This window comes from Agrococcus sp. SGAir0287 (assembly GCF_005484985.1).
Lineage (GTDB): Bacteria > Actinomycetota > Actinomycetes > Actinomycetales > Microbacteriaceae > Agrococcus.
The window spans coordinates 2,416,436-2,440,255 of the sequence record NZ_CP027942.1; the positions used below are offsets into that span (position 1 = coordinate 2,416,436).

General features: G+C 73.3%; 20 protein-coding genes. 7 read left to right on the forward strand and 13 right to left on the reverse strand.

Annotated elements, in window-relative coordinates:
- Nucleotides 1–30: 30 nt before the first annotated feature.
- From C1N71_RS11505 to C1N71_RS11530, 6 genes are all read right to left on the reverse strand, one after another.
- A complete protein-coding gene (locus C1N71_RS11505) occupies nucleotides 31–1,839 on the reverse strand; it encodes an ABC transporter ATP-binding protein (RefSeq protein WP_137756533.1) in 1,809 nt (602 codons plus the stop codon).
- A complete protein-coding gene (locus C1N71_RS11510) occupies nucleotides 1,836–3,629 on the reverse strand; it encodes an ABC transporter ATP-binding protein (RefSeq protein WP_137756534.1) in 1,794 nt (597 codons plus the stop codon). Before C1N71_RS11510 ends, C1N71_RS11505 begins: the two co-directional genes overlap by 4 nt.
- 297 nt (nucleotides 3,630–3,926) lie before the next feature.
- Nucleotides 3,927–5,435: an LPXTG cell wall anchor domain-containing protein gene (locus tag C1N71_RS11515; RefSeq protein WP_137756535.1), complete on the reverse strand. Its 1,509-nt coding sequence runs from the start codon at nucleotides 5,433–5,435 to the stop codon at nucleotides 3,927–3,929.
- A gap of 319 nt (nucleotides 5,436–5,754) precedes the next feature.
- Complete coding sequence (purH, locus tag C1N71_RS11520) at nucleotides 5,755–7,410, reverse strand: bifunctional phosphoribosylaminoimidazolecarboxamide formyltransferase/IMP cyclohydrolase (RefSeq protein ID WP_137756536.1); 1,656 nt, start codon at nucleotides 7,408–7,410, stop codon at nucleotides 5,755–5,757.
- Nucleotide 7,411: 1 nt separating this feature from the next.
- The gene (gene purN / locus C1N71_RS11525) at nucleotides 7,412–7,972 is read right to left on the reverse strand and encodes a phosphoribosylglycinamide formyltransferase (protein WP_137756537.1); all 561 of its coding nucleotides are present in this window, start codon (nucleotides 7,970–7,972) and stop codon (nucleotides 7,412–7,414) included.
- 10 nt (nucleotides 7,973–7,982) lie between these two features.
- Nucleotides 7,983–9,548, reverse strand: a complete 1,566-nt coding sequence (locus tag C1N71_RS11530; RefSeq protein ID WP_137756538.1) for a cell division protein PerM — start codon at nucleotides 9,546–9,548, stop codon at nucleotides 7,983–7,985.
- A 149-nt stretch (nucleotides 9,549–9,697) separates the two neighbouring features.
- Here C1N71_RS11530 and C1N71_RS11535 point away from each other — a divergent pair, with 149 nt between their 5' ends.
- On the forward strand, nucleotides 9,698–11,917 hold the full coding sequence (locus tag C1N71_RS11535) for an NADP-dependent isocitrate dehydrogenase (RefSeq protein ID WP_137756539.1): 2,220 nt from the start codon (nucleotides 9,698–9,700) through the stop codon (nucleotides 11,915–11,917).
- 122 nt (nucleotides 11,918–12,039) lie between these two features.
- On the opposite strand, the gene C1N71_RS15520 is transcribed toward C1N71_RS11535, so the two are convergent.
- Entirely contained in the window at nucleotides 12,040–13,056 is a 1,017-nt protein-coding gene (locus tag C1N71_RS15520) for an endonuclease domain-containing protein (protein ID WP_368074099.1), read from the reverse strand.
- Between the two features lie 32 nt (nucleotides 13,057–13,088).
- Between C1N71_RS15520 and C1N71_RS11545 the strand changes: the two genes are divergently transcribed.
- Nucleotides 13,089–13,727 (forward strand): hypothetical protein, encoded by a 639-nt coding sequence (locus C1N71_RS11545; protein WP_137756541.1) that lies wholly within the window; start codon nucleotides 13,089–13,091, stop codon nucleotides 13,725–13,727.
- Nucleotides 13,728–13,807: 80 nt separating this feature from the next.
- On the opposite strand, the gene sucD is transcribed toward C1N71_RS11545, so the two are convergent.
- Nucleotides 13,808–14,707, reverse strand: a complete 900-nt coding sequence (gene sucD, locus C1N71_RS11550) for a succinate--CoA ligase subunit alpha (RefSeq protein WP_137756542.1) — start codon at nucleotides 14,705–14,707, stop codon at nucleotides 13,808–13,810.
- Between the two features lie 11 nt (nucleotides 14,708–14,718).
- On the reverse strand, nucleotides 14,719–15,885 hold the full coding sequence (gene sucC, locus C1N71_RS11555; protein WP_137756543.1) for an ADP-forming succinate--CoA ligase subunit beta: 1,167 nt from the start codon (nucleotides 15,883–15,885) through the stop codon (nucleotides 14,719–14,721).
- Nucleotides 15,886–16,139: 254 nt separating this feature from the next.
- Here sucC and C1N71_RS11560 point away from each other — a divergent pair, with 254 nt between their 5' ends.
- Both C1N71_RS11560 and C1N71_RS11565 read left to right on the forward strand, forming a co-directional pair.
- Nucleotides 16,140–16,865 carry a VIT1/CCC1 transporter family protein gene (locus C1N71_RS11560; protein WP_137756544.1) on the forward strand — a complete coding sequence of 242 codons (726 nt, stop codon included), beginning with the start codon at nucleotides 16,140–16,142 and terminating at the stop codon, nucleotides 16,863–16,865.
- A gap of 45 nt (nucleotides 16,866–16,910) precedes the next feature.
- Nucleotides 16,911–17,312: a glyoxalase superfamily protein gene (locus C1N71_RS11565; RefSeq protein ID WP_137756545.1), complete on the forward strand. Its 402-nt coding sequence runs from the start codon at nucleotides 16,911–16,913 to the stop codon at nucleotides 17,310–17,312.
- 9 nt (nucleotides 17,313–17,321) lie between these two features.
- Here C1N71_RS11565 and C1N71_RS11570 read toward each other — a convergent pair whose 3' ends face one another.
- Nucleotides 17,322–17,879, reverse strand: coding sequence for a TetR/AcrR family transcriptional regulator (locus tag C1N71_RS11570; RefSeq protein ID WP_137756546.1), 558 nt, complete (start codon nucleotides 17,877–17,879; stop codon nucleotides 17,322–17,324).
- A gap of 69 nt (nucleotides 17,880–17,948) precedes the next feature.
- Here C1N71_RS11570 and C1N71_RS11575 point away from each other — a divergent pair, with 69 nt between their 5' ends.
- Nucleotides 17,949–18,653, forward strand: a complete 705-nt coding sequence (locus C1N71_RS11575; RefSeq protein ID WP_137756547.1) for an MBL fold metallo-hydrolase — start codon at nucleotides 17,949–17,951, stop codon at nucleotides 18,651–18,653.
- A gap of 37 nt (nucleotides 18,654–18,690) precedes the next feature.
- Here C1N71_RS11575 and C1N71_RS11580 read toward each other — a convergent pair whose 3' ends face one another.
- Nucleotides 18,691–20,091 (reverse strand): pyridoxal phosphate-dependent decarboxylase family protein, encoded by a 1,401-nt coding sequence (locus C1N71_RS11580; protein WP_254677990.1) that lies wholly within the window; start codon nucleotides 20,089–20,091, stop codon nucleotides 18,691–18,693.
- A 59-nt stretch (nucleotides 20,092–20,150) separates the two neighbouring features.
- On the opposite strand from C1N71_RS11580, the gene C1N71_RS11585 reads away from it, so the two are divergent.
- Nucleotides 20,151–20,336, forward strand: coding sequence for a hypothetical protein (locus tag C1N71_RS11585; RefSeq protein WP_137756548.1), 186 nt, complete (start codon nucleotides 20,151–20,153; stop codon nucleotides 20,334–20,336).
- A gap of 64 nt (nucleotides 20,337–20,400) precedes the next feature.
- Nucleotides 20,401–21,492 carry a PQQ-dependent sugar dehydrogenase gene (locus C1N71_RS11590; protein ID WP_137756549.1) on the forward strand — a complete coding sequence of 364 codons (1,092 nt, stop codon included), beginning with the start codon at nucleotides 20,401–20,403 and terminating at the stop codon, nucleotides 21,490–21,492.
- A gap of 3 nt (nucleotides 21,493–21,495) precedes the next feature.
- On the opposite strand, the gene C1N71_RS11595 is transcribed toward C1N71_RS11590, so the two are convergent.
- Together C1N71_RS11595 and C1N71_RS11600 are read right to left on the reverse strand one after the other, a co-directional pair.
- Nucleotides 21,496–22,179 carry a response regulator gene (locus C1N71_RS11595; RefSeq protein ID WP_137756550.1) on the reverse strand — a complete coding sequence of 228 codons (684 nt, stop codon included), beginning with the start codon at nucleotides 22,177–22,179 and terminating at the stop codon, nucleotides 21,496–21,498.
- Nucleotides 22,176–23,810 (reverse strand): ATP-binding protein, encoded by a 1,635-nt coding sequence (locus tag C1N71_RS11600; RefSeq protein WP_254677991.1) that lies wholly within the window; start codon nucleotides 23,808–23,810, stop codon nucleotides 22,176–22,178. The genes C1N71_RS11595 and C1N71_RS11600 overlap by 4 nt, the downstream gene beginning before the upstream one ends.
- Between the last annotated feature and the right edge of the window lie 10 nt (nucleotides 23,811–23,820).

Genomic DNA, 23,820 nt, shown 5'->3' on the forward strand with positions numbered 1-23,820 from the left:
CGGGCGCCACCAGGGCGCCCGCCGCATCGCTCAGACGAGCGACTCCCGCCACGCGCGGTGCAGGCTCGCGAACCTGCCGCCGGCGGCGATGAGCGCATCCGGCGCGTCGTCCTCGATCACGCGTCCGTGCTCCATGACGAGCACGCGGTCCGCGATCGCGACCGTCGACAGGCGGTGGGCGATGATGATCGCCGTCCTGTCGGCCAGCAGCGTCTGCAGCGCCTGCTGCACGAGCCGCTCGCTCGGGATGTCGAGGCTCGCGGTGGCCTCGTCGAGGATGAGGACGGCGGGGTCGGCGAGGAACGCGCGCGCGAACGACAGCAGCTGCCGCTGACCGGACGACACGCGTCCGCCGCGCTTGTTCACGTCGGTGTCGTAGCCGTCGGGCAGCGCCGTGATGAACTCGTGCGCCCCGACCGCGCGCGCGGCGGCCTCGATCTCGGCGCTCGTCGCATCCGGCTTGCCGAGCGCGATGTTCTCGGCGACCGTCCCCGAGAACAGGTACGCCTCCTGCGTCACCATGACGACCGATCGACGCAGGTCGTCGTTCGTCAGGTCGCGCAGGTCGACGCCGTCGAGGCGCACGGCGCCCTCGGTCGGGTCGTAGAAGCGCGAGACGAGCTTCGCGAGCGTCGTCTTGCCCGCCCCGGTCGTGCCGACGAGCGCGATCGTCTGCCCCGCCGGGATGGCGAGGTCGAGGTGCGGCAGCACGTCGCCGCCCGTCGCGTACGCGAAGCGCACGGAGTCGAACTCGATCTCGCCCGATGCCCGCTCGAGCGCGACGGGCGACGCGGGCTCCGGCACCGTCGGCTCCTCCTCGAGCACGCCCGAGATCTTCTCGAGCGCGGCCGAGGCCGACTGGTAGCCGTTGAAGAACATCGCGATGCCCTGGATGGGCTGGAAGAACTGCCGCGCGTACAGCGCGGTCGCGAGCAGCACGCCGACCTCGAGCGAGCCGTCGATGACGCGCAGGCCGCCGAGCAGCACGATCGCGGCGATGCTCGTCGCACCGATCGCGACGATGCCGGGCTCGTAGATGCCGAAGAGCGCGATGACGCGGTGGTTGGCCACGCGGTAGTCCTCGGTGCGCTCGCCGAACTCCTCGTCGTTGCGCTGCTCGGTGCGGAACGCCTTGACGGCGCGGATGCCCGTCATGGTCTCGACGAAGTACACGATCATGCGCGCGCTCGTCGTGCGCGTCTCGCGGAAGCGCACCGTGGAGCGCTGCTGGAACCAGCGCGTGAGGATGATCGCCGGCATGAGCGCGATGCCGAGCACGAGCCCGGAGAGGGGATCGAGCAGCACCATCGCGACGCCCGTGAACGCCATGAAGAGGATGCCGCGCACGAGCTCGTTGAGGCCCTGGTCGAGCAGGTCGCGGATCGACTCGAGGTCGCTCGTCTGGCGCGCGATGATGCGGCCCGACGTGTACTGCTCGTGGAACTCGAGGCTCAGCCGCTGCGTGTGGTCGAAGAGCCGACGGCGCAGCGAGAAGAGCACGGCCTGGCTGATGCGCGCCGATGAGACCGTGTAGACGTACATGAGCACGCCCGCCGCGATCGCCGACACGACGTAGACGATCGTCGCGCCCCACAGCGGCAGCCAGTCCTGGTCGTCGAGGATCGCGGGCAGCGCCGTGTCGACGCCGTAGGCGATGATCGCAGGGCCGACGACGCCGGCGCCGGCCGAGATGACGACGAGCACCATCGTCCACGCGATGCGCCGCAGGTGCGGGCGCACGAGCTGCACGAGCAGCCTGCGCGAGCGCAGGCGGATCGCCCGCGACTCCTCCTTCGTGTAGTCGTCGCGGTCCTCGCCGGAGACGCCGTGGACGCTCACAGGTTCACCTCTCGGTTGCGCTCGGCCTCTTCCAGGCTCGAGATGACGAATCGGTAGTGGTCGTTGCGGTCGAGCAGCTCGGAGTGCGTGCCGACGTCGTCGATGCGGCCGTCGCGCATGAGCGCGACGCGATCGGCGAGCTGCACGGTCGACGGACGGTGGGCGACGATGAGCGCGGTCGTCTCGGCGAGCACCTGCCGCAGCGCCGCCTCGACCTGCGCCTCGGTGTCGACGTCGAGCGCGGAGAGCGGGTCGTCGAGCACGAGCACGCTGGGCTTCGCCGCGACGGCGCGCGCGAGCGCGAGCCGCTGACGCTGCCCGCCCGACAGCGACAGTCCCTCCTCCCCGATCACGGTGTCGACGCCGTCCGGCAGCTCGTGCACGAAGCCCGCCTGCGCGATGCGCAACGCCTCCTCGAGCACGTCGTCGCCGGCGTCCGGGACGCCGAGCAGCACGTTCTCGCGCACGGAGCGCGAGAACAGCGTCGCGTCCTCGAACGCCATCGACACGTGCGTGCGCAGCTCCTCGCGCGCGAGGTCGCGCACGTCGACCCCGTCGAGCAGCACGCGACCGCCCGTGACGTCGTAGAGCCGCGCCGGCAGGGCCGTCAGCGTCGTCTTGCCGCTGCCGGTCGAGCCCACGAGCGCCATGGTCTCCCCCGGCTCGAGCACGAGGTCCGCCCCGTCGACGAGGTCGCGCTCGTGCGCGGCGGCGTCCTGGTAGCGGAAGTGCACGCCCTCGAACGCGAGCCGCCCGCGCGGCTCGGCGATCGTCGCCGGACGCTCGGGGTCGTCGATCGTGTTCTCGGTGTCGATGACCTCGTGGAAGCGCACGGACGCGTTGGCGGCGTCGATGGCGAAGGCGTAGAGGAAGCCCATCGACTCGATCGGCCAGTTGAGCACCACGGCGGTCGCGAAGAAGGCCAGCAGCTGGCCGATCGTGAGCTGGTCGATCGTGACGAGCCAGACGCCGACGAAGAGGCACACGGCGTAGGAGACGAAGGGGATGATCGTCAGCCACATCCACAGCGACGCGTCCTGGCGTGCCTTGGCGATCTCCGTCGAGCGCAGCTCGCTCGCCTGCGACGTGAAGCCGTCGAGGGCGTGCGCGCCGCGGCCGAACGCCTTGAGGACGCGGATGCCGTGCACCGACTGCTCGACCGTCGTCGCGAGGTCGCCCGCCTGGTCCTGCGCGCGACGCGAGACCCGGTGGTAGCGCTGCTCGAAGCGGAAGGCGACGACGACGATCGGCAGCGACAGGAGCACGAAGAGGCCGCCGAGCAGGGGGCTCCACCACACGAGGACGGCGACGCCGACCACGAGGGTCAGGAGGTTGACGACGAAGAGCACGGAGCCGAAGGCGAGGAAGCGTCGCAGCGTGCCGAGGTCCTGCACCGCACGCGAGAGCAGCTGGCCCGACTGCCAGCGGTCGTGGAAGGCGACGGGCAGCTGCTGCAGGCGCGCGTAGAGGTCGCGCCGCATCGACGCCTCGATGTACGTCGAGGGCGACAGCACGAAGAAGCGGCGCAGGAAGATGCACAGCGCCTCCGCGACGCCGAGCGCCAGCACGGCGATGGCAGCCGGCCACACGGCCTCGCGTGCGCCATCGGTGAGCGGACCGTCGACGAGGGCGCGCAGGACGAGCGGGATCGCGAGCGCGAGCAGCGCGCCGACGAGGGCGGCGACGACGCCGGCGACGAGTCGGGGCATGTACGGCCGCACGTACGGCATGAGCCGCGCCAGCGACGGGAGGATGCGGGGCTTGGTGGGGGCAGCGGGCTGCGACGGCATGGGGGATTCCTCGATGACGCGCTCGTGACGCGCGTGGAAGGCGGTGCTGGATGTCGGGCGGGATGCGCCCGGGGAGGTTCGCGCCGGGTGGGGCGCTGGCGATGCGGCGGTGCGGGTGGTCGTGCTGCCCTAGCGGGCGACGACGCCGACGAGCGTGGGAGCGGGTGCGATGAGCATGGCGTCCTCCTTGGTCGGCGAGAGCCCTCCAGGCTATGCGCGCGACGCCTCGACGCGCAAGCGGGAGGCCCCGCATCCTCTCGGATGCGGGGCCTCCCGCGTGGTGGCGTGGTGCCTGGATCAGCCGTGCGCGCGGAGGCGACGGGTGACGAGCGCGGCGCCTGCGAGCGCCAGCAGCGCGCCCAGGGCGAGCATCGGCGTCACGTCGAAGCCCGTCTGGGGCAGACGCGGCGTGGTCGCCTGCGGCGGCGTCTGGCCGGCCGGCGGCTGGGCCGGCGGCGTCGCGACGGTGCAGAGCTCGCCACCGGCTGCCGGCACGTCCACCGTGAAGGTGCGCGTCGTCAGGTCGCTCGAGACGCCGGGCAGACCGGCCTGGAAGGCCGCGCCCTGGTCGGCCACGGCGACGAAGGTCGCCTGGCCGCCCGCGGCGGGGGCGTCCGTCACGGTCCACGAGGCGTTCTCGATGGCGCCGGTCGTCGCCGACCCGGGAGCCGTGCAGGACGCGGGCGTGACCGTGACGTCGGCCGTGGCGACGCCCGTGACCGGGGTGTCGCACTCCTGCTCCTGCAGGGTGAACGTCCACGAGGTCTGGGCACCCTCGGGCGCGGTCCAGCCCTCGTCGAACGCGACGGTGATCGTGATGACGCGCTCGCCGTCGGTGTAGGTGCCCGGGTCGGTCACCACGTAGCGGTAGTGCTCGCCGTCGGCGGGCAGCGTGTACGGCGCGTCGCCGTCGGGGCCGCAGATCTCGGTCGGCGTGGGTGCGGGGATGGGCCCGGTCGTGCACGGCTCGTTCGTCACGTCGAAGGTGAACTGGCGCGGCGCGGTGGTGCCGTCGTCCCACGTGAAGCCCTCGGCGAGGGTTGCGGTGATCACGACCGTGCCCTGGCCGTCGACGACGCCGCTCTCGTCGACCGAGAAGGAGTAGCCGTCGGCGTCCGTCACGGCGGGCAGCTGCACGTCGTAGCCGGGGCCGCACTCGTCGACGACGTTCGGCGTGCCCTCGATGGTGGTGGGCACGTCGCACGGCTCGTTCGTCGCGTGGAACGTCCAGGTCTTCGGCGCGGTCGAGCCGTCCTCCCACACGTAGCCGTCGTTCAGGGTCGCGGTGACGACGACGTCGCCGGCGCCGTCCTGCGTGCCGTCGGCCACGCTGAAGCGGTAGCCCTCGGTGTCCGCCGGGACCGTCAGCTGGAAGTCCGGGCCGCAGACGTCGTGGAAGGAGGGCTCGGTCGTGATGCCGACGTGCGTCGCGGGCGGCTCCTCGCACGCCGTCTGCGTGCCGGAGCCGTGGTAGTCGTACTGGTCCCCGTCGCCCTGGTCGATCGTCACGGCCCAGGTGTGGTCGACGGTGTCGTCCCACGGGAAGGAGCGCACGAAGCTCGCACCGAACGTCTCGTCGACGACGGTGTCGCCGTCGATGACGACGGTGACGCGGTTCGGAGCGTTGCCGTTGTAGTTGGTCGCGGACACGTCGAGGGACGTGCACGTCGGGTTCGCCGCAGGCGTGTGCGCCTGCGCGGCCTGGGGCGAGACGGTCACGAGCAGGGCGCTGAGGAGCGCCGTCAGCAGGAGAACCGCCGCGAGCGCGAGGGCTCGCGGACGCCTGGAGATGGAGGTGTCGAGCACGGAGGATCACCGATTCGTCGAGAGGACAGGGGCGGTGGCGCCCGCGCGAGGATCGTGCCGCGGAGGCCGACGACGAACCTAGGAACGGCGCGCATCCCTGGCGACCGCGGGGGGACGGATCGGGGGACCGATCCATCGGAAGCATTGCTATCAGCACCAGCAGACGACGGATTCCGAAGGGGACGACGTACCCCGCAGGCCGACACGTCCGTTCGACGATCGAGACATCCTCGGCCTCGCGTGCGTGCCGCCGACGACGACGCCCCGCATCCCTCGAGGGGTGCGGGGCGTGGCCGCTCGAGCGCCGCGGCGCGGCGCGTCAGTGGAAGAAGTGCCGCTCCCCCGTGAGGTACATCGTGAGACCCGCGGCCTCGGCAGCTGCGATCACCTCGTCATCGCGCTTCGATCCCCCGGGCTGGACGATGGCGCGCACGCCGGCGTCGATGAGGATCTGCGGACCGTCGGCGAACGGGAAGAAGGCATCCGACGCGGCGACGGAGCCGCGTGCGCGGTCGCCGGCGCGCGAGACGGCGAGCACGCACGAGTCGACGCGGTTGACCTGGCCCATGCCGACGCCCACGGCGGCGCGGTCGGCGGCGAGCAGGATCGCGTTCGACTTCACCGCGCGCACGGCGCGCCAGGCGAACTCGAGGTCCGCGAGCGTCGCGTCGTCGACGTGGGCGCCCGTGACGCGGCGCCACGTGTGGCTCGAGAAGCCGTGGAAGGTGTCCGGCTGCTGCAGCAGCAGGCCACCCGAGATCTGCCGCAGCTCGCTCGCCTCGCGCGCGTAGCCCTCCGGCAGACGCAGCAGCCGGATGGCGGCCTTCGCGCTGAGGATCTCGATCGCCTCGGGCTCGAAGTCGGGCGCGACGACGACCTCGGTGAAGATGCCGGCGACGGTCTGCGCCATCGCCGCGGTCACGGTGCGGTTGGCGGCGATGACGCCGCCGAACGCCGACACGGGATCGCATGCGTGCGCGCGCTCATGGGCGGATGCGATCGGATCGGTCGCACCTGCGGCGGCGAGCGCGACGCCGCACGGCTGCGCGTGCTTGATGATCGCGACGGCCGGCTCGTCGTGGTCGAAGGCGGCGCGCAGCGCTGCATCGGCGTCCACGTAGTTGTTGAACGACATCTCCTTGCCGTGCAGCAGCGTCGCCTGCGCGATGCCGCGGCCGGCGGGGAGGGTGAACAGGCCCGCCTGCTGATGGCTGTTCTCGCCGTAGCGCAGCGGCGTCGCGAGCGTCGCGTCGCCGATCGCGGCGAGCAGCTGCGCGGCCGCGCCGGCGGGCTGCTCGGCCGACTCCTCCGCGGTCGCGGGGCCGGCTGTCGCCGCATCCTGCTCCTCGACGGACCCGGTGGCGAACCAGCGGGCGACCGCGGCGTCGTAGGCCGCGGTGTGCGCGAACGCGTCGCTCGCGAGCGCGCGGCGCTGCGCGAGCGAGAGGCCGGTCGGCAGCGCCCGCGCGACGAGGTCGTACGCGCGCGGATCCGTGACGATCGCCACGTTCGCGAAGTTCTTGGCGCTCGCGCGCACCATCGCCGGGCCGCCGATGTCGATCTGCTCGACGACGGCGTCGGCCGCGGCGCCCGAGCGCACGGTGTCGACGAACGGGTACAGGTTCACGACGACGAGCTCGAAGGGCGCGATGCCGAGCTCGGCGAGCTGCTGCTCGTGGTGCTCGAGCCGCAGGTCGGCGAGCAGACCCGCGTGGATGCTCGGGTGCAGCGTCTTCACACGACCGTCGAGCGCCTCCTGGAAGCCTGTGACGTCGGCGACCTGGGTCACGGGGATGCCCGCGTCGGCGATGCCCTGGGCCGTCGACCCGGTGGAGACGAGCTCGACGCCGGCCGCGTGCAGCGCAGCGGCGAGCTCGAGGATGCCGGTCTTGTCGCTCACCGACAGCAGCGCGCGGCGGATCGGCACCACGTCCCGCTCGCGGTAGAGGCTCTCGTCGTGGGTGGGACCGCTCACGTCAGGACTCCTGGTTCCAGTGCGTGACGACGTCCGCGAGCAGGTCGCGCTCGACCGGCTTGATGCGGTCGTGGAGGCTCGCCTCGTCGTCGTCGGGGTGGATGGGCACGCGCACCTGCGCGAGGACGGGACCGGTGTCGACGCCGGCGTCGACCACGATGACGGATGCGCCGGTCTCGGTCGCGCCGGCCGCGAGCGCGTCGCGCACGGCATGGGCACCGGGGAACTCGGGCAGGTAGGCGGGGTGCGTGTTCACGAGGTTCGGGCTCAGCCGCGCCACGGCATCCGCCGACAGCAGCCGCATGAAGCCGGAGAGGATCGTGAGGTCCGGGGCGTGCTCGAGGACGCGGTCGACGATGCGGCCGCTCCACGCGGCCCGGGGCTGCGCGAAGGGCTCGACGAAGGTCGGGATGCCCGCGGCACGAGCGAGGTCGATGCCGCCGCACTCCTGGTCGGCGCCGACCGCGACGATCGCCGCAGGCACGCGGCCGTCGCGCGTGCGCTCGAGCAGGTCGGCGAGGTTGCTGCCGCCACCGGAGACGAGGACGACCAGACGCAGCACGCCCGCCAGCCTATCGGCGGCCGGATGCGCCGCTCGCGCCGTCGGGATCGTCCGGGTCGCGCTCGACACCGGGGGGCTGCGCGTCGCGCTCGGCCGGGTCGACGACGTCCTCGAGCGGGAGCACGGGCTCCGTCTCCTGCTCGTCGGCGGCGAGCGGACGCGCGGGCGCCGCCTCGGCATGGGTCTGCGTCGCCGCGAGCGGCGCGACGGGCGCGGTCTCCGCGTCCGCCAGCCGCCCGGCGACCGCGCCGTCCGACGATGCCGAGCCCCCGCCGTCGGCCGACAGCGACGGCAACGGCCCCGTCTCCCCCGCCGCGCGAGCACGGGCCGCCGCGGCGAGCGCCGCGACGTCGAGGTCGGCGGTGTCCGCGTCGTCGTGGTCGTCGTCCACGTCGCCATCGGTCGTCTCGGGCGAACGGCCGGAGAGCAGTCCGGCCGTCAGGCCGACAGCGGCCACGCCCGCGGCGACGAGGCCCACGATCCACCACGTCGGCCCGGCGACGTCGAGCCGGCCGGGGCCCATGCCTCCCGACGTCGCAGCCGCGAGCGCGGCGAGCACCGCGCCTGCGACGACGCCGCCGCCGACCGCGACGACGACGGACTGCCACCAGCGCGTCAGCGTGGATCGCTGCCGCACGAGGGCGCCGATGCCGACCGCCGCGACGAGCGGCACGACCACGACGACGAGCGACCACGGCTGCACGCCCGGGGCGATCGCGCCGAGCAGCGGCAGCGTCGGCACGGGGCCGAGGTCCGTGCCGAGCGGCGAGACGCTCGAGCCGGCGCCGATGGCGAAGCCCGGCCCGAGCATCCACGACGTCGACCACACGACGGCCGTCGGCAGCAGCGCGAGCTGCACGAGCCACAGCACGACGACGCCGAGGTGGTCGGGCTGCAGCGCCTCGAAGAGGCCGATGACGTCGGCCTGCCGCACGAGGAGCGCGATCGCGAGCAGGACGGCGCCGAGCCCGACGAAGGCGGCGGCGACCGCGAGCCCCGCCCGAAGGGACGCGCGCACGAGCGGCACGGCCGAGGCGTCGATCGCGAGCCACGAGCCCGCGTCGCCCACGACGTCGCGCGCCTCCCACAGCGCGCCGATCGCGAGCCCGAGCAGCATGCATGCAGCGGGTCCGATCGCGGCGTGCACGACGTTCGGCGCCGCCGCCTCGTGCTGCGCCGTCAGCGCGAGCGCGACGCCGACCGCCGAGGTCGCGAGCACGCCGCCGACGAGACCCCACGCCGGCTCGGCCGTGCGGGCGAGCCGCATGCCGCTGCGCGCGGCGAGCAGGATCGTCGCAAGGCCGATGCCCCATGCGCCGACGCCGAGCACGAAGGGCTGCGCCGCGGCGTCCGTGCCGACGGCGGCGACCGCCGCGTCGCCGAGCGCGACCCCGACGTCGACCCCGTGGCCAAGCATCCACGCGTCGACCGCGATGCGCCAGGGCACGGCCGCGTCGCCGGAGAGGCCGCCCGCTGCGAAGGTCACGACGGCGGGCACGAGCGTGAGCACCAGCGTCGCGAGCGCGATGGAGGTCGACTCGACCGCCTGCAGCAGGACGGACGAGAGGCGACGCACGCGGCGAGCCTAGTGGCGCTGGCCCCGGCCTCCCGGCCGCCTCGCCCGCGACGCGGGCGACCCGCGCCGCAGCCGCGATAGGTTGGGATGCGGGCCTGCGCCGCCATCCGGCGCGCCCCCACCGACCATCGACGAGGGACGACGCATCCATGGCGACGATCATCTACACCCACACCGACGAGGCGCCGATGCTCGCGACGCACTCGCTCCTGCCGATCGTGCAGGGCTTCGCGAAGGCGGCCGACGTCGCCGTCGAGACGCGCGACATCTCGCTCTCCGGCCGCATCGTCGCGGCCTTCTCGGACCGCCTGCCCGCCGACCAGCGCCAGGACGACGCGCTCGCCGAGCTCGGCGAGCTCGCGAAGACGCCCGAGGCCAACATCATCAAGCTGCCGAACATCTCGGCATCCGTGCCCCAGCTGAAGGCGGCGATCGCCGAGCTGCGCGCGCAGGGCGTCGACCTGCCCGACTACCCCGACGAGCCATCGACCGACGAGGAGCGCGACGTGCGCGCCCGCTACGACGCCGTGAAGGGCTCGGCGGTGAACCCCGTGCTGCGCGAGGGCAACTCCGACCGCCGCGCACCCCAGTCGGTGAAGCAGTACGCGCGCAAGCACCCCCACTCGATGGGCCGCTGGTCGCCCGACTCCCGCACGCGCGTCGCGACGATGGGCGTCGACGACTTCCGCTCGAACGAGCAGTCGGTCATCGTCCCCGAGGCCACCGACCTGCAGATCCGCCACGTCGGCGCCGACGGCGCCGTGACGGTGCTGAAGGAGCGCGTGCCCGTGCTCGCCGGCGAGATCGTCGACGCGACCGTCATGCGCGTCGCCGCCCTCGACCGCTTCCTCGCCGAGCAGGTGCGCGTTGCGAAGGAGGAGGGCGTGCTGTTCTCCGTCCACCTCAAGGCGACGATGATGAAGGTCTCGGACCCGATCATCTTCGGCCGCGTCGTGCGCGCGTTCTTCCCCGTGCTCTTCGAGCGCTACGGCGCCGAGCTCGAGGCGGCGGGCCTCACGCCGGACGACGGCCTCGGCTCGATCCTCGCCGGCCTCGACGCGCTCGAGCCGTCGGTCGCCGAGGGCGTGCGCGCCGCCGTCGAGGAGGGGCTGCGCGAGGGTCCGCGCCTCGCGATGGTGAACTCCGACAAGGGCATCACGAACCTGCACGTGCCCTCCGACGTCATCGTCGACGCCTCGATGCCGGCCATGATCCGCACCGCGGGCCACATGTGGGGCCCCGACGGCGAGGAGGCGGACACGCTCGCGGTCATCCCGGACTCCTCCTACGCCGGCGTCTACCAGGCCGTCATCGACGACTGCAAGGCGAACGGCGCCTACGACCCGACGACGATGGGATCGGTGCCGAACGTCGGCCTCATGGCGCAGAAGGCCGAGGAGTACGGCAGCCACGACAAGACGTTCACGGCGACTGCTGACGGCCGCATCGAGGTCGTGGACGCCGCCGGCGAGGTGCTGCTGTCGCACGAGGTCTCGACCGGCGACATCTGGCGCGCCTGCCAGACGAAGGACGTGCCGATCCGCGACTGGGTGCGCCTCGCCGTGCAGCGCGCACGCCTCTCCGACACCCCGGCCGTGTTCTGGCTCGACGAGGACCGCGCGCACGACGCGAACCTCATCCGCGTCGTGCAGGACGAGCTGCCTCGCCACGACACCGAGGGCCTCGACATCCAGATCCTCGCGCCGGCGGCGGCGACGACCCACGCGGTCGGCCGCATCCGTCAGGGCCTCGACACCATCTCGGTGACGGGCAACGTGCTGCGCGACTACAACACCGACCTCTTCCCCATCCTCGAGCTCGGCACGAGCGCGAAGATGCTGTCGGTCGTGCCGCTGCTCGCCGGCGGCGGCCTGTTCGAGACCGGCGCGGGCGGCTCGGCGCCGAAGCACGTGCAGCAGGTCGAGCAGGAGAACCACCTGCGCTGGGACTCGCTGGGCGAGTTCATGGCGCTCGCGGAGTCGTTCCGCCACCTCGCGCTCGCGACGGGCAACGAGCGCGCAGGCGTGCTCGGCGAGACGCTCGACCGCGCCACGGCGACGTTCCTCGACGAGAACAGGTCGCCCTCGCGCCGCGTCGGCGAGATCGACAACCGCGGCAGCCACTTCTGGCTCGCGCGCTACTGGGCCGAGGAGCTCAGCCAGCAGACCGAGGACGCGGCGCTCGCCGAGCGCTTCGGCCCCGTCGCCGCGGAGCTCGCGTCGAAGACCGAGGAGATCGAGGCGGAGCTGCTCGCGGCGCAGGGCTCGCCCGTCGACCTCGGCGGCTACTACCGTCCCGACGCCGCCAAGGCCGAGGCGGCGATGCGTCCCTCGCCGACGCTCAACGCGATCGTCGACGCGCTGCGCTGACGCGTCGAGACGCAGCAGAGGGGACCCGGTCGATGCCGGGGCCCCTCTGCGTCTCGACGCCAGCACGAGATGCGCGTGAGGGGCGCCGCGAGGGCGCATTCCACCTCATGCACCGCTCCCGTTCATCTCGTGCGGGGAGCACGATGCACGTCGGCGCGGACGAGCGCCAGGATGTCCCGCTCGACGGCCGGCCAGTCGTCGAGCACCTGCCGGTAGGTCAGTCGGATGACGCGGTAGCCCAGGACCACGAGCCTGCGATCACGAGCCCGGTCGGCTGCATGCGCAGCCCATGAGCCGTGGTGCTCGGCGCCATCGCATTCGATGACCAGGACCTCCCCCACCACCATGTCCACGCGCATGTCCTCGATCTGCACCTGCGTCCGGACGACGATGCGGTGGCGGCGCAGTCGGAGTCGCACGATGCTCTCGAGACCCGACTCGGCAGCAGCGGTGCGCGACAGGAGCGCACGGAACCGGCTCGGCGACGTGTCGACCCACCGCTCGAGGTCGTGCATCGTCGCGAGCCGCAGGTGGAGCAGCGAGTCCGCGACCACCACGACGTCCTCGTCGCTCCCGCACCTCAGCAGGCAGCGGAACGCGACGTCGATCGGGTCCACCGCGTCGTGCACCGGGGGCATGCGTCCGTGCGGTCGGCATCCCCGACCCGTCCCGGCTCCGTCGGCGCGCCGGGCGAGCCGCACGTGAACGCGGCCGAGCGACTCCGGCACCCACGCACCGTGGGCCCGCAGCGCGGTGGCGCAGGCGAGGCAACCTCCTGCGGCGACGGCCGCGACCACCCGGGGGTCGGCCGCCGGCTCCGCGAACCAGCCGTCCCTGATGCGCGTCAGATGCCCGTTCGCGACCGAGGCGTCGCGATCCCTCCTCGACCAGCCGAGGAGGCGCAGCTGCGCGGCCGTCAGCACGCCGTGTCGGATGAGCACCGGATCGATCACTCGGCGAGGATGCCGTCGACCGACGCCGTCCCACCGCCAGCAGGCACGACAGGTGGATCGCACGGCACACGATGCACCTGTGGAGGACGAGGAGGGTGCATTCCACCGCACGCCCCGCCCACGTGCATCTCGTGCACGAGCGCAAGCCCGATCGCGGATCGGGGATCCGTCAGGTGCGCATGCCATGGTGGACCGTCCCGTCAGGAAGGTCCTCCGTCATGCGCCGACTCGCCACCGCCGCCACGCTGCTCGCAGCCTCGCTCGCCCTCAGCGGCTGCGTGCTCACGCCGCCCTCCGCACCGCCGCCGCCCACCGACGCCGCGCCTGCCCCCGATCCCACGTCGACGCAGCCGAGCAGCTCTCCGGACGCTGCGCCGTCCTCGACGCCGACGCAGGCCGCCGACGGCGAGCCGACCGGCACGGTGGAGGGCTCGACCGCCGTCATCTCCAACGACGGCGTCACCTGGCGACTCGAGCTGCTCGACTTCGGACCCGCACCCCTCGACCAGCTCACCGAGTACGCCGGCGAGGATGGCGCCCCCGCACCCGCGCCGCCGGCCGGCATGGAGGTCGGCTGGGGCTGCTTCCGCGCGACGCTCGAGGAGGCCGAGAGCGGCTACGGCTCCCTCATCGACGTCGTCAGCCAGTTCACGGTGCCCGGCGGGGACGACGGCTGGGACTACGAGACCGTCGACCGCGATCTCGACCTCTACGGCGCGAGCGGCGACGTCGGCACCGTCATCGACCGCGTGTGCCCCGTCGTGCTCGCACCGGAGGGCTTCGACTACGCGGCGATCACGACGATCACCTACGGCAACCAGGGCGACGACCTCGAGCTGCAGATCCCCGCACCCTGATCGATCCGTCCGGCGCTCGGCGCTCGCGAAATCAGGAGGGCCCCGGCTGATGCCGGGGCCCTCCTGTCGTCCGCTGCGCGTCAGAGCGCCGCGATGACCTCGCGCATGAGGCGCGCCGTCTCGGAGGGCGTCTTGCCGACCTTGACGCCCGCGGCCTCGAGGGCGACCTTCTTGGCCTCGGCGGTGCCCGACGAGCCCGAGACGATCGCGCCGGCGTGGCCCATCGTCTTGCCCTCGGGAGCCGTGAAGCCCGCGACGTAGCCCACGACGGGCTTCGTGACGTTCGCCTTGATGAAGTCGGCCGCACGCTCCTCGGCGTCGCCGCCGATCTCGCCGATCATGACGATCGCCTTCGTCTCGGGGTCGGCCTCGAACGCCTCGAGGGCGTCGATGTGCGTCGTGCCGATGATCGGGTCGCCGCCGATGCCGATGGCGGTCGAGAAGCCGATGTCGCGCAGCTCGAACATCATCTGGTACGTCAGGGTGCCCGACTTCGAGACGAGGCCGATGGGGCCCTTGCCCGTGATGTTCGCGGGCGTGATGCCGACGAGCGACTCCTCGGGCGTGATGATGCCGGGGCAGTTCGGGCCGATGATGCGCGTCGTGCCCGTGGCCTTCGCGTGCGCCCAGAACTCCGCGGAGTCCTGCACGGGGATGCCCTCGGTGATGACGACGAGCAGGCCGATGCCGGCGTCGACGGCCTCGATGACGGCGTCCTTCGCGAACGCCGGCGGCACGAAGACGATCGAGACGTCGGCGCCCGTCGCGGCCATGGCCTCCGAGACCGAGCCGAAGACGGGCAGCTCGACCGACGAGCCGTCCTTCGCGACGTGGCTCACGGTGGTGCCGGCCTTGCGCGCGTTCACGCCGCCCACGACCTGCGTGCCGGCCGCGAGCATCCGCGCGGTGTGCTTCGAGCCCTCGCCGCCGGTGATGCCCTGGACGATGACCTTGGAATCCTTGTTCAGGTAGATCGACATGCTGCTTCCCCCTACGCCGCTGCCAGCTCGGCAGCCTTGGCGGCGGCCTCGTCCATGGTGTCCACGACCGTGACGAGCGGATGCGCCGCCTCGGCCAGGATGCGTCGACCCTCGTCGACGTTGTTGCCGTCGAGTCGCACGACGAGCGGCTTCGTCGCCGCGGATCCGAGGATCCCCAGCGCCTGCACGATGCCGTTGGCGACGGCGTCGCACGCCGTGATGCCGCCGAAGACGTTGACGAAGACGCTCTTCACGTCGTCGTCGCCGAGGATGACGTCGAGGCCCGCGGCCATGACCTCGGCCGAGGCGCCGCCGCCGATGTCGAGGAAGTTGGCGGGCTTCACGCCGCCGAACTGCTCGCCGGCGTACGCGACGACGTCGAGCGTCGACATGACGAGGCCAGCGCCGTTGCCGATGATGCCGACCTGGCCGTCGAGCTTCACGTAGTTGAGGTCCGACTCCTTGGCCTTCGCCTCGAGCGGGTCCGCCGCGGCGGCGTCCTCGAGCGCGGCGTGGCCGGGGTTGCGGAAGCCGGCGTTCTCGTCGAGCGTGACCTTGCCGTCGAGGGCGACGATCGCGCCGTCGGCCGTCTGCACGAGCGGGTTCACCTCGACGAGCGTCGCGTCCTCCTTCTCGAAGACGTCGTACAGCGTGACGAGCACCGGCGCCGCGCGCTCGATGACGTCCGCGGGGAACGACGCCTGCTCGAGGATGCGGCGGGCGACGGGCAGGGTGATGCCGACGGCGGGGTCGACCTCGACCTTGGCGAGGGCCTCGGGGCGCTCCTCGGCGAGCTGCTCGATCTCCATGCCGCCCTCGTACGAGCACATGGCGAGGTAGGAGCGGTTCGCGCGGTCGAGCAGCACGGAGAAGTAGTACTCCTCCTCGATCTGCGCACCGGCGGCGACCATGACGCGGTGGACCGTGTGGCCCTTGATGTCGAGGCCCAGGATGGCCTCCGCCGCGGCGCGCGCCTCCTCGGGGCTCTTCGCCACCTTGACGCCGCCGGCCTTGCCGCGGCCTCCGGTCTTGACCTGCGCCTTGACGACGACGACGGGGGTGCCGATCGAGCGGGCTGCCGCCTCGGCCTCCTCGGGGGTGTCGGCGATGATGCCTGGCAGGACGGGAACGCCATGGGACTCGAACATGTCCCTGGCCTGGTACTCGTAGAGATCCACCGGAATCCTTCTGCTGGGAGTGGGGGCCGCCGACCAGCCTAGCCCGGTCGCGCCACCCGCCTCGTCGCGCGTGGTACGGCGTCTGCGGACGGTCGAGGACGCTCGCGGACGCGATGCGCGCGCCCGTGCGGATCGGCTCTCGGGCCGCCCCGAGGATTCGGTGCGCCGAAGCCGTTGCCTTCGGCTCCGTCGGCGCCGAGATGGCAGGCCCGCCCCCGTCGCGCGAGCGCGCGCATGCGCGGACGATGGAAGGCATGGATCCCGCGCTGCACCGCCACCCCGACCTGCCCGCGCCGGTCGAGTCGACCGCCTCGCGGCTGTCGTGGCTGCGCGCGGCCGTGCTCGGCGCGAACGACGGCATCGTCTCGACCGCCGCGCTCATCGTGGGCGTCGCGGCATCGGGCGCGAGCTCGGGCGCGATCCTCACGGCCGGCACCGCGGCGCTCGTCGCGGGCGCGCTCTCGATGGGCGTCGGCGAGTACGTCTCGGTGTCGTCGCAGCGCGACAGCGAGCGCGCCGCGATCCGCCGCGAGCGCCGCTTCCTCGCCTCCAACCCCGTCGGGCAGGAGGCGCAGCTCGCGCACATGTACGAGCTGCGCGGCCTCTCGCCGCGCACGGCGCACGCCGTCGCCGCCGAGCTCTCGGCGGCCGACCCGCTCCGCGCGCACCTCGACATCGAGTACCGCCTCGACGAGGACGAGTCGCCGAACGACCCGTGGGCCGCTGCCGCCGCGTCTGCCGCGGCCTTCTCGGCGGGCGCCGTGATCCCGCTGCTCGCGGTGATCCTCATGCCGACGTCGTGGGCGCCGTGGTCGATCGTCGCCGCGGTCGTCGTCGCGCTGCTCGCGACGGGCTTCACGGCCGCGCGCATCGGCGCGGCGGGCAAGCGACGGGCGATGCTGCGCGTGCTCGTCGGCGGCGTCGGCGCCCTCGCGATCACCTTCGTCATCGGCTCGCTCTTCGGCACGCACGTCGCGTAGCGGCGCGGGCGACCGCGCGTCGGTGGTGCGGCGTAGCGTCGGCGCATGGACACCACCGCGAACGAGGGCGGCGCAGCCCTCGAGGTCAGGATCGAGCTCGTCTTCGTGCCGGTCGCCGACGTCGACCGCTCGGTCGCCTTCTACGGCGAGACGCTCGGCTGGAGCGTCGACCACGATCAGCGCGTCTCCGACGCGCTGCGCTTCGTGCAGGTGACGCCGCCCGGCTCGGCGTGCTCGATCGCCTTCGGCACAGGCATCAGCGACGACGAGCCCGGGTCGATGCGCAACGTGCAGGCCGTCATCCCCGACGCCGACGCCGCCCTGGCCGACCTGCGAGCGCGGGGCGTGGATGCCGAGGGCGTCGACGAGCTGGCGTGGGGCCGCTTCGTGTCGTTCGTCGACCCCGATGGCAATCGCTGGGTGCTGCAGCAGCTGCCGCAGCGCTGATCCCGGCGCTCAGGGCTCGATGGCGGCGAGGATGCGGTCGAGGCCGTAGGCGAACGCGGCATCGACGTCGCCGCCGAGGCGGAAGGCGCCGGCGAGGTCCATGGCGAGGAAGCCGTGGAGCCAGGCGGTGAGCAGTCGCGCCGCGTCGAGCGCGTCTTCGTCGCCGACGAGCTCCCGCGTCGCGGCGAGCAGCGGGTCCGCGGCGGTCGCGAGCGCTGCGGGATCCGGCGCCTGCGGCGACGGGGGCCCGAAGACGAGGCCGTAGCCGACGGGCGCGCGACGCGCGAAGGCGCGCGTCGCCTCGGCGATCGCCACGAGCCTGCCGCGCGCATCCGTGCCGGCGTCGGCAGCCGCGGCGAGCTCGCTCGCGAGCTCGTCGAGGGTCGCGGCGACGACGGCCGCGAGAAGCGCGTCGCGACCTGCGACGCGCTTGTACAGCGACGGCGCCCGCACGCCGACCCTCTCGGCGACGGCCTGCATCGTCAGCGCCGCCGCGCCGCCCTCCTCGACGATGGCGCGACCGGCGGCGATCACGGCGTCGGTCGTCGTGCGCTCGGGTGCCGGCATGCGCCCTCCTCGGTCGCCTCGAGCATAGGCTATTGACCGTAGCCATGAAGGCTATGTACCGTAGCCATCATGCAGCTCGCACCCGGCATCCACCGTCTCGGCGACGATCGTGTCGCCTTCCTGCTCGTCGTCGCCGACGACGGCCTCACCCTCGTCGACGCGGGCCTGCCCGGCCATCGACGCGACCTGCGACGCGCGCTGCGCGCGCTCGGCCGCTCGGAGGCCGACGTGTGCGGCATCGTGCTCACGCACGGCGACGTCGACCACATCGGATTCGCCGAGGCGCTGCGCCGCGACCACGGCGTGCCCGTCTACGTGCACGGCGCCGACGCCGCACGCACGCGCGGCGACGAGGCCGCGCCGTCGACCGCGACGCCGCCGTGGCGCCCGGGCGCAGCGCTCGGCTTCATCGCCACGATGCTGACGAAGGGTGGCCGCACGCGACGCGTCGCCCAGGTGCGCACCGTCGTCGACGGCGACGTGCTGCCGCTGCCGGGTGCCCCGACGATCGTGGCGATGCCGGGGCACTCGCCGGGATCGATCGCCGTGCTCCTGCCCGAGCACCGCGTGGTCGCCGTCGGCGACGCGCTCACGACGCGGCACGTGCTCACGGGCGACGAGCAACCGCAGCTCGCGCCGTTCACCGACGACCCCGCCGCGGCCGCCGCCTCGCTCGACCGGCTCGCGGCGCTCGACGCCGACGTCGTCGTGCCCGGCCACGGCACCGTGGGGCGCGGCACGCCCCGCGCGCTCGTCGAGGCGATCCGCGCCTGAGCGAGCGCGCGCGGCATGCGCGCGCCGCGATGGCCCGTCAGTCGAGCGTGTCGAGGATGTCCGTGAGCACCTCGACCGTCGTGAGCGGACTCACGATGGCGAAGCGCAGCACGGGCTCGCCGGCGTGCGAGCTCGGCACGCAGAAGGCGCGCTGCTCGTCGAGCAGCCGATCCGACCACCGCTGGTAGTCGGCGAGCGTCCATCCCTCCCTGCGGAAGACGACGACCGAGAGCTGCGGCGGTCGCACGAGCGAGAGCTGCGGGCGCTGCTCGATCTCGGCGGCGATCGCCGCCGCGGCGTCGATCCCGTGCCGGATCGCGGCGCGGTACTGCTCGGTGCCGTGCGTCGCGAGCGAGAACCACAGCGGGAGGCCGCGCGAGCGCCGCGTGAGCTGCACCGCGAGGTCGGAGGGGTTCCAGTCGGCCGACTCGGTGAGGGTGTCGAGGTACTCGGCGTGCTGCGTGTGCGCGAGGCGCGCCCCTGCCGGGTCGCGGTACAGCAGGGCGCACGCGTCGAAGGGCGCGAAGAGCCACTTGTGCGGGTCGACGACGAGCGAGTCGGCGAGCTCGACGCCGGCGAAGGCCGGGCGCAGGTCGTCGACGAGCATCGCGGCCAGCCCGTACGCGCCGTCGACGTGCAGCCACACGCCGCGGTCCTTGGCGGCGCGCGCGATCCCCGCGATGTCGTCGACGATGCCGAAGTTCGTCGTGCCGCCGGTCGCGACGACCGCGAAGACGCCGGGGTGCGCGTCGAGCGCCGCGGCGACGTCGTCACCCTGCAGCCGGCCGTCCTGGCCCGTCGGCACGCCCACGACGTCGACGTCCATCACGGCGGCGGCCGACGCGATCGACGAGTGCGCCTCGGCGCTGCACACCACGGCGAGGCGCACGGGCGCCTGGTCGTCCATGGCCGCCCGATGGCGGCGATAGGCGTCGCGCGCGGCGACGAGCGCCGAGAGGTTGCCGATCGTGCCGCCCTGCACGAAGACGCCGCCCGCGCCCTCGGGGAGGCCGAACTCGCGCGCGAGCCAGTGCAGCACCTCGTTCTCGGCGTGCACGGCGCCCGCGCCCTCCATCCACGATCCGCCGTAGATCGCCGACGCGGAGACGACGAGGTCGAACGCGATCGCCGCCTTGCTCGGCGCCGAGGGGATGAAGGAGACGTATCCGGGGTGGTCGGTCGACAGGCACGCGGGGGCGAGCACGTCGGCGAAGAGCGTCGTCGCGCGCTCGGCGCCGATGCCCTCGGGCGTGATCGACGCGCCGGCCTGCGCGGCGAGCTCGTCGGGCGGCACCGCGCGGTCGAGGGGCACGCGCTCGTAGAGGGCGCGCTCGCGGGCGTATCGCAGCACGCGGTCGACCACCTCGCGGGTGTCGTCGGAGATCTCGTGCATGGCATCGGGTCGCAGCATCGCGTCCCCAGGGGTCTCGGCAGGCATCGACTCCATGGTGGCGTACGCGTGTGGCGGGCGGGACCCCCGCCTGGGACGATGGGAGCATGCAGCAGCAGCGGGAGCCGTGGCACGAGCACGAGCGCGACCGCGTGCCGCCCGAGCTCGACCCCGCGTTCTCGGAGTTCGACGACGATCGTCCGTCGCGCACGATGGCGAACCGGCTGCGGCCCGTCATCTGGGTCGCGGCCATCGCGGCGCTCGTCGCCATGACGCTGACGTTCGTGCTCTGACCCGCTCGGGCGGCCCCCGCCAGCCCCTGTCGCGGCCGCGGCGGCGGCGATAGCGTGCGGATGCATGACCCTGACGCGCAGGACGATGCTCTCGGGGATGCTCGCGACCGGCCTCGGGCTGGCAGGCTGCGCCACTGCCGACGTCGTCGTGCACTCGCCTGCCGACGCCGATCCCGACGCGGGCGCATCCCCCGCGCCGCCCGCACCGGCGTTCCCGACGCTCGATCGCACGATCGCCTCGGGGCTCGCGGTGCCGTGGTCGCTGGCGTTCCTCGCCGACGGTGCCGCGCTCGTCTCCGAGCGCGGCACCGGCAGGGTGCTGCGCGTCGACGACGCGGGCGCCGTCGACGAGGTCGGGGTCGTGCCAGGGGTCGTCGGCCGCGGCGAGGGCGGCCTCCTCGGCCTCGCCCTCTCGCCCGACGAGTCGGCGCTCTACGCGTACCTGTCGACCGAGTCCGACAACCGCATCGTGCGCATGCCGTTCGACGGCGGCCTCGGCACGCCGGAGGTGCTCGTCGACGGCATCGCGCTCGCGTCGAACCATCAGGGCGGGCGGCTTCGCTTCGGGCCCGACGGCATGCTGTACGCGACGGTCGGCGACGCCGCCGACGGGTCGAGGTCGCAGGATCCGGACGACCTGGCGGGCAAGATCCTCCGCCTCGACGCCGACGGGCGGGCCGCCGAGGGCAATCCCTTCGGCACGCGGGTGTGGTCGCTCGGGCACCGGAACCCGCAGGGCATCGCATGGGACGGCGATCGGATGTGGTCGGCGGAGCTGGGGCAGAACCAGGTCGACGAGCTGAATCGGATCGATCCGGGCGCGAACTACGGCTGGCCGACGATCGAGGGCACCGGCGGCGCCCCGACGTACGCCGATCCCGTCGTGACGTGGCCGACCTCCGAGTGCTCGCCGTCGGGCCTCGAGATCGACCGCGGGGTCGCCTACGTCTGCGCGCTGCGCGGGCAGGGCCTGTGGGTCGTGCCGATCGCCGGCGACGGGGCGGGCACGCCCCTCAAGGCGTTCGACCGCGAGCTCGGCAGGCTGCGCTGCGTCGCGCTCGCCCCCGACGGTGCGCTCTGGATCACGACGAGCAACCGCGACGCGAACGGCACACCCTCGGCCGAGGACGACCGCATCGTCCGCGTCTTGATCTGACCCTCAGCCGCTCGTCGCGGAGTACCTGTGCTCAGGCCTCCCGGTCGAGCCGTACCGCGGCTCGACGCGCGCGACGCCGAGCTCCACGAGCCGCTCGAGGTAGCGGCGTGCGCTCACGCGCGACATGCCGATCCGCTCGGCCACCTCGGCGGCCGAGGCGTCCGCGCCCACCGCGACGAGCGCCTCCTCGACCGTCTGCAGCGTGCGGTCGTTGACGCCCTTGCGCACGAGGCGGGGGCCGGCCTGGCTGCCGAGCACCGCGTCGATGCCCGCCTGGTCGAGCGTCGACGCGGCGAGCGCGCGCTCCTGCACGACGGCGCGATGGACGTCGTCGAGCCGCTGATGCAGCGTCTGCATGTCGAAGGGCTTCACGAGGTAGTGCCGCACGCCCTGCGTGCGCGCCATGCGCACCGTCTCGAGGTCGCGCGCTGCCGTCACCGCGACGACCTCGACGCGGCTGCCGCGCGACCGCAGCCGGCGCAGCACCGTGAGGCCCGACATGTCCGGCAGGTGCACGTCGAGCAGGACGACGTCGGGCGCGAGCGTCTCGGCGGCGTCGAGCGCCTGCTCCCCCGTCGGCGCGACCGCGACGACCTGGAAGCCCGCGTGCCGCTCGACGAAGCCGCGCGTCACGATCGCGACCTCGGGCTCGTCCTCGACGACGAGGACGCGCAGCACGACGGTCACGGCGCGATCTCCGCCGCCGCACGCGTCCGCACCGGCATCACGACCGTCATCCGAGCGCCGCCGAGGTCGGAGTCGTCGACGCGCACGTCGCCGCCGAGGCGCCGCGCGACGCGGCGCACGAGGGTGAGCCCGTAGCCGCGCGCACGACCCTCGCCCTTCGACGAGCGACCGAGCTCGAAGATCGCCTCGCGGTCCTTCGCCGGCACGCCCTGACCGTCGTCCTCGACGACGATGGACCCCGTCGCCGCCGCGTCACCGCCACTCGCGAGCGTCACGCGCACCCGACCCTGCACGCCCGCCGCCTCGAGGGCGTTGTCGACGAGGTTGCCGACGATCGTGACGAGGTCGGCGCCGTCGGCGTCGAACGGCACGGCGAGCCCGGACGCGTCGATCGTGAGCCGCACGCCGAGCTCGCGCGCGCGGGCGCGCTTCGCGAGGACGAGCGCCGCGAGCTCGAGGTCGTGGATGCCGGAGTCCTGCGCGTCCGAGATCGCGCCGCCGACGCCCTCGCGCCGCACCATCGCGAGCGCCGCATCCGCCTCCCCGAGCTCGATGAGGCCGCCGATCGTGTGGAGCGTGTTCGCGAACTCGTGCCGCTGCGCTCGCAGCCCCTCCGCCGCGGACTGCGCTCCGGCGAGCGCTCGCAGCGCCTCGTCGGTCTCGGTGCGGTCGACGAGGATGACGACGCTCCCCGCCGTGCGCCCGTGCACGACCACCGGATCCGCGTGCGCGACGAGCACCCGCTCGCCCGCGAGGACCAGTCGCTGCCCGTCGTCGGCGAGCATGCTCGCGACGTCCGCGTCGAGCACGTGCTCGATCCGCTCGCCCACGGCGTCCGCGACGTCGACGTCGAGCAGGCGTGCGGCGGCGTCGTTGCACAGCGCGATGCGTCCGTCGTCGCCGACGACGACGATGCCCTCGCGGATGCCGTGCAGGGTCGCGTCGCGCGTCTCGAGCATCGCCTTGATCTCGTCGGGCTCGACGCCGTGGATGCGACGGCGCACGACGTTCGCCGCCCACGTCGCGAGCAGCACGCCGATGATCGCCGCGACGGCGAGGAGACCCGAGAGCGACCAGATCGACCCGACGAGGTCGGCGCGCAGATCGGACTCGAGGATGCCCACCGAGACCTGCCCGATGATGTCCCCGTCGGCGCCGAAGACCGGCACCTTCACGCGCCACGACTCGCCCAGGTTGCTCGTCTGCGTGCCGACCCACACCTCGCCCGTGCGCAGCGCGGTCGGATCGGTCGACACGACCTGCCCGATGAGATCGGTGTCGGGATGCGAGAAGCGCACGCCGTCGCGGTCGGTCACGACGACGAACGTCACGTCGGAGGCCTGGCGGATGAGCTCGGCGATCGGCTGGATCGTGATGGACGGCTCGGGATCGTCGAACGCCTCCAGCACCGCGGGCAGCTGCGCCACCGAGTACGCGACGCCGATCATGCGGTCGTACGCCGCCTCGCGCAGCTGCCGCTCCTGGATCACGACCGCAGCGACGCCCGCGCCGAGGATGACGACGAGCATGATCGCCGACTGCAGCAGCACGAGCTGCCGGCGCAGCGGCATGGCGCGCAGCAGCGCGACGGGCCGCGCGAGGCGGCCCCGCAGCGCCGTCGCTCGAGCCATGAGCAGATGG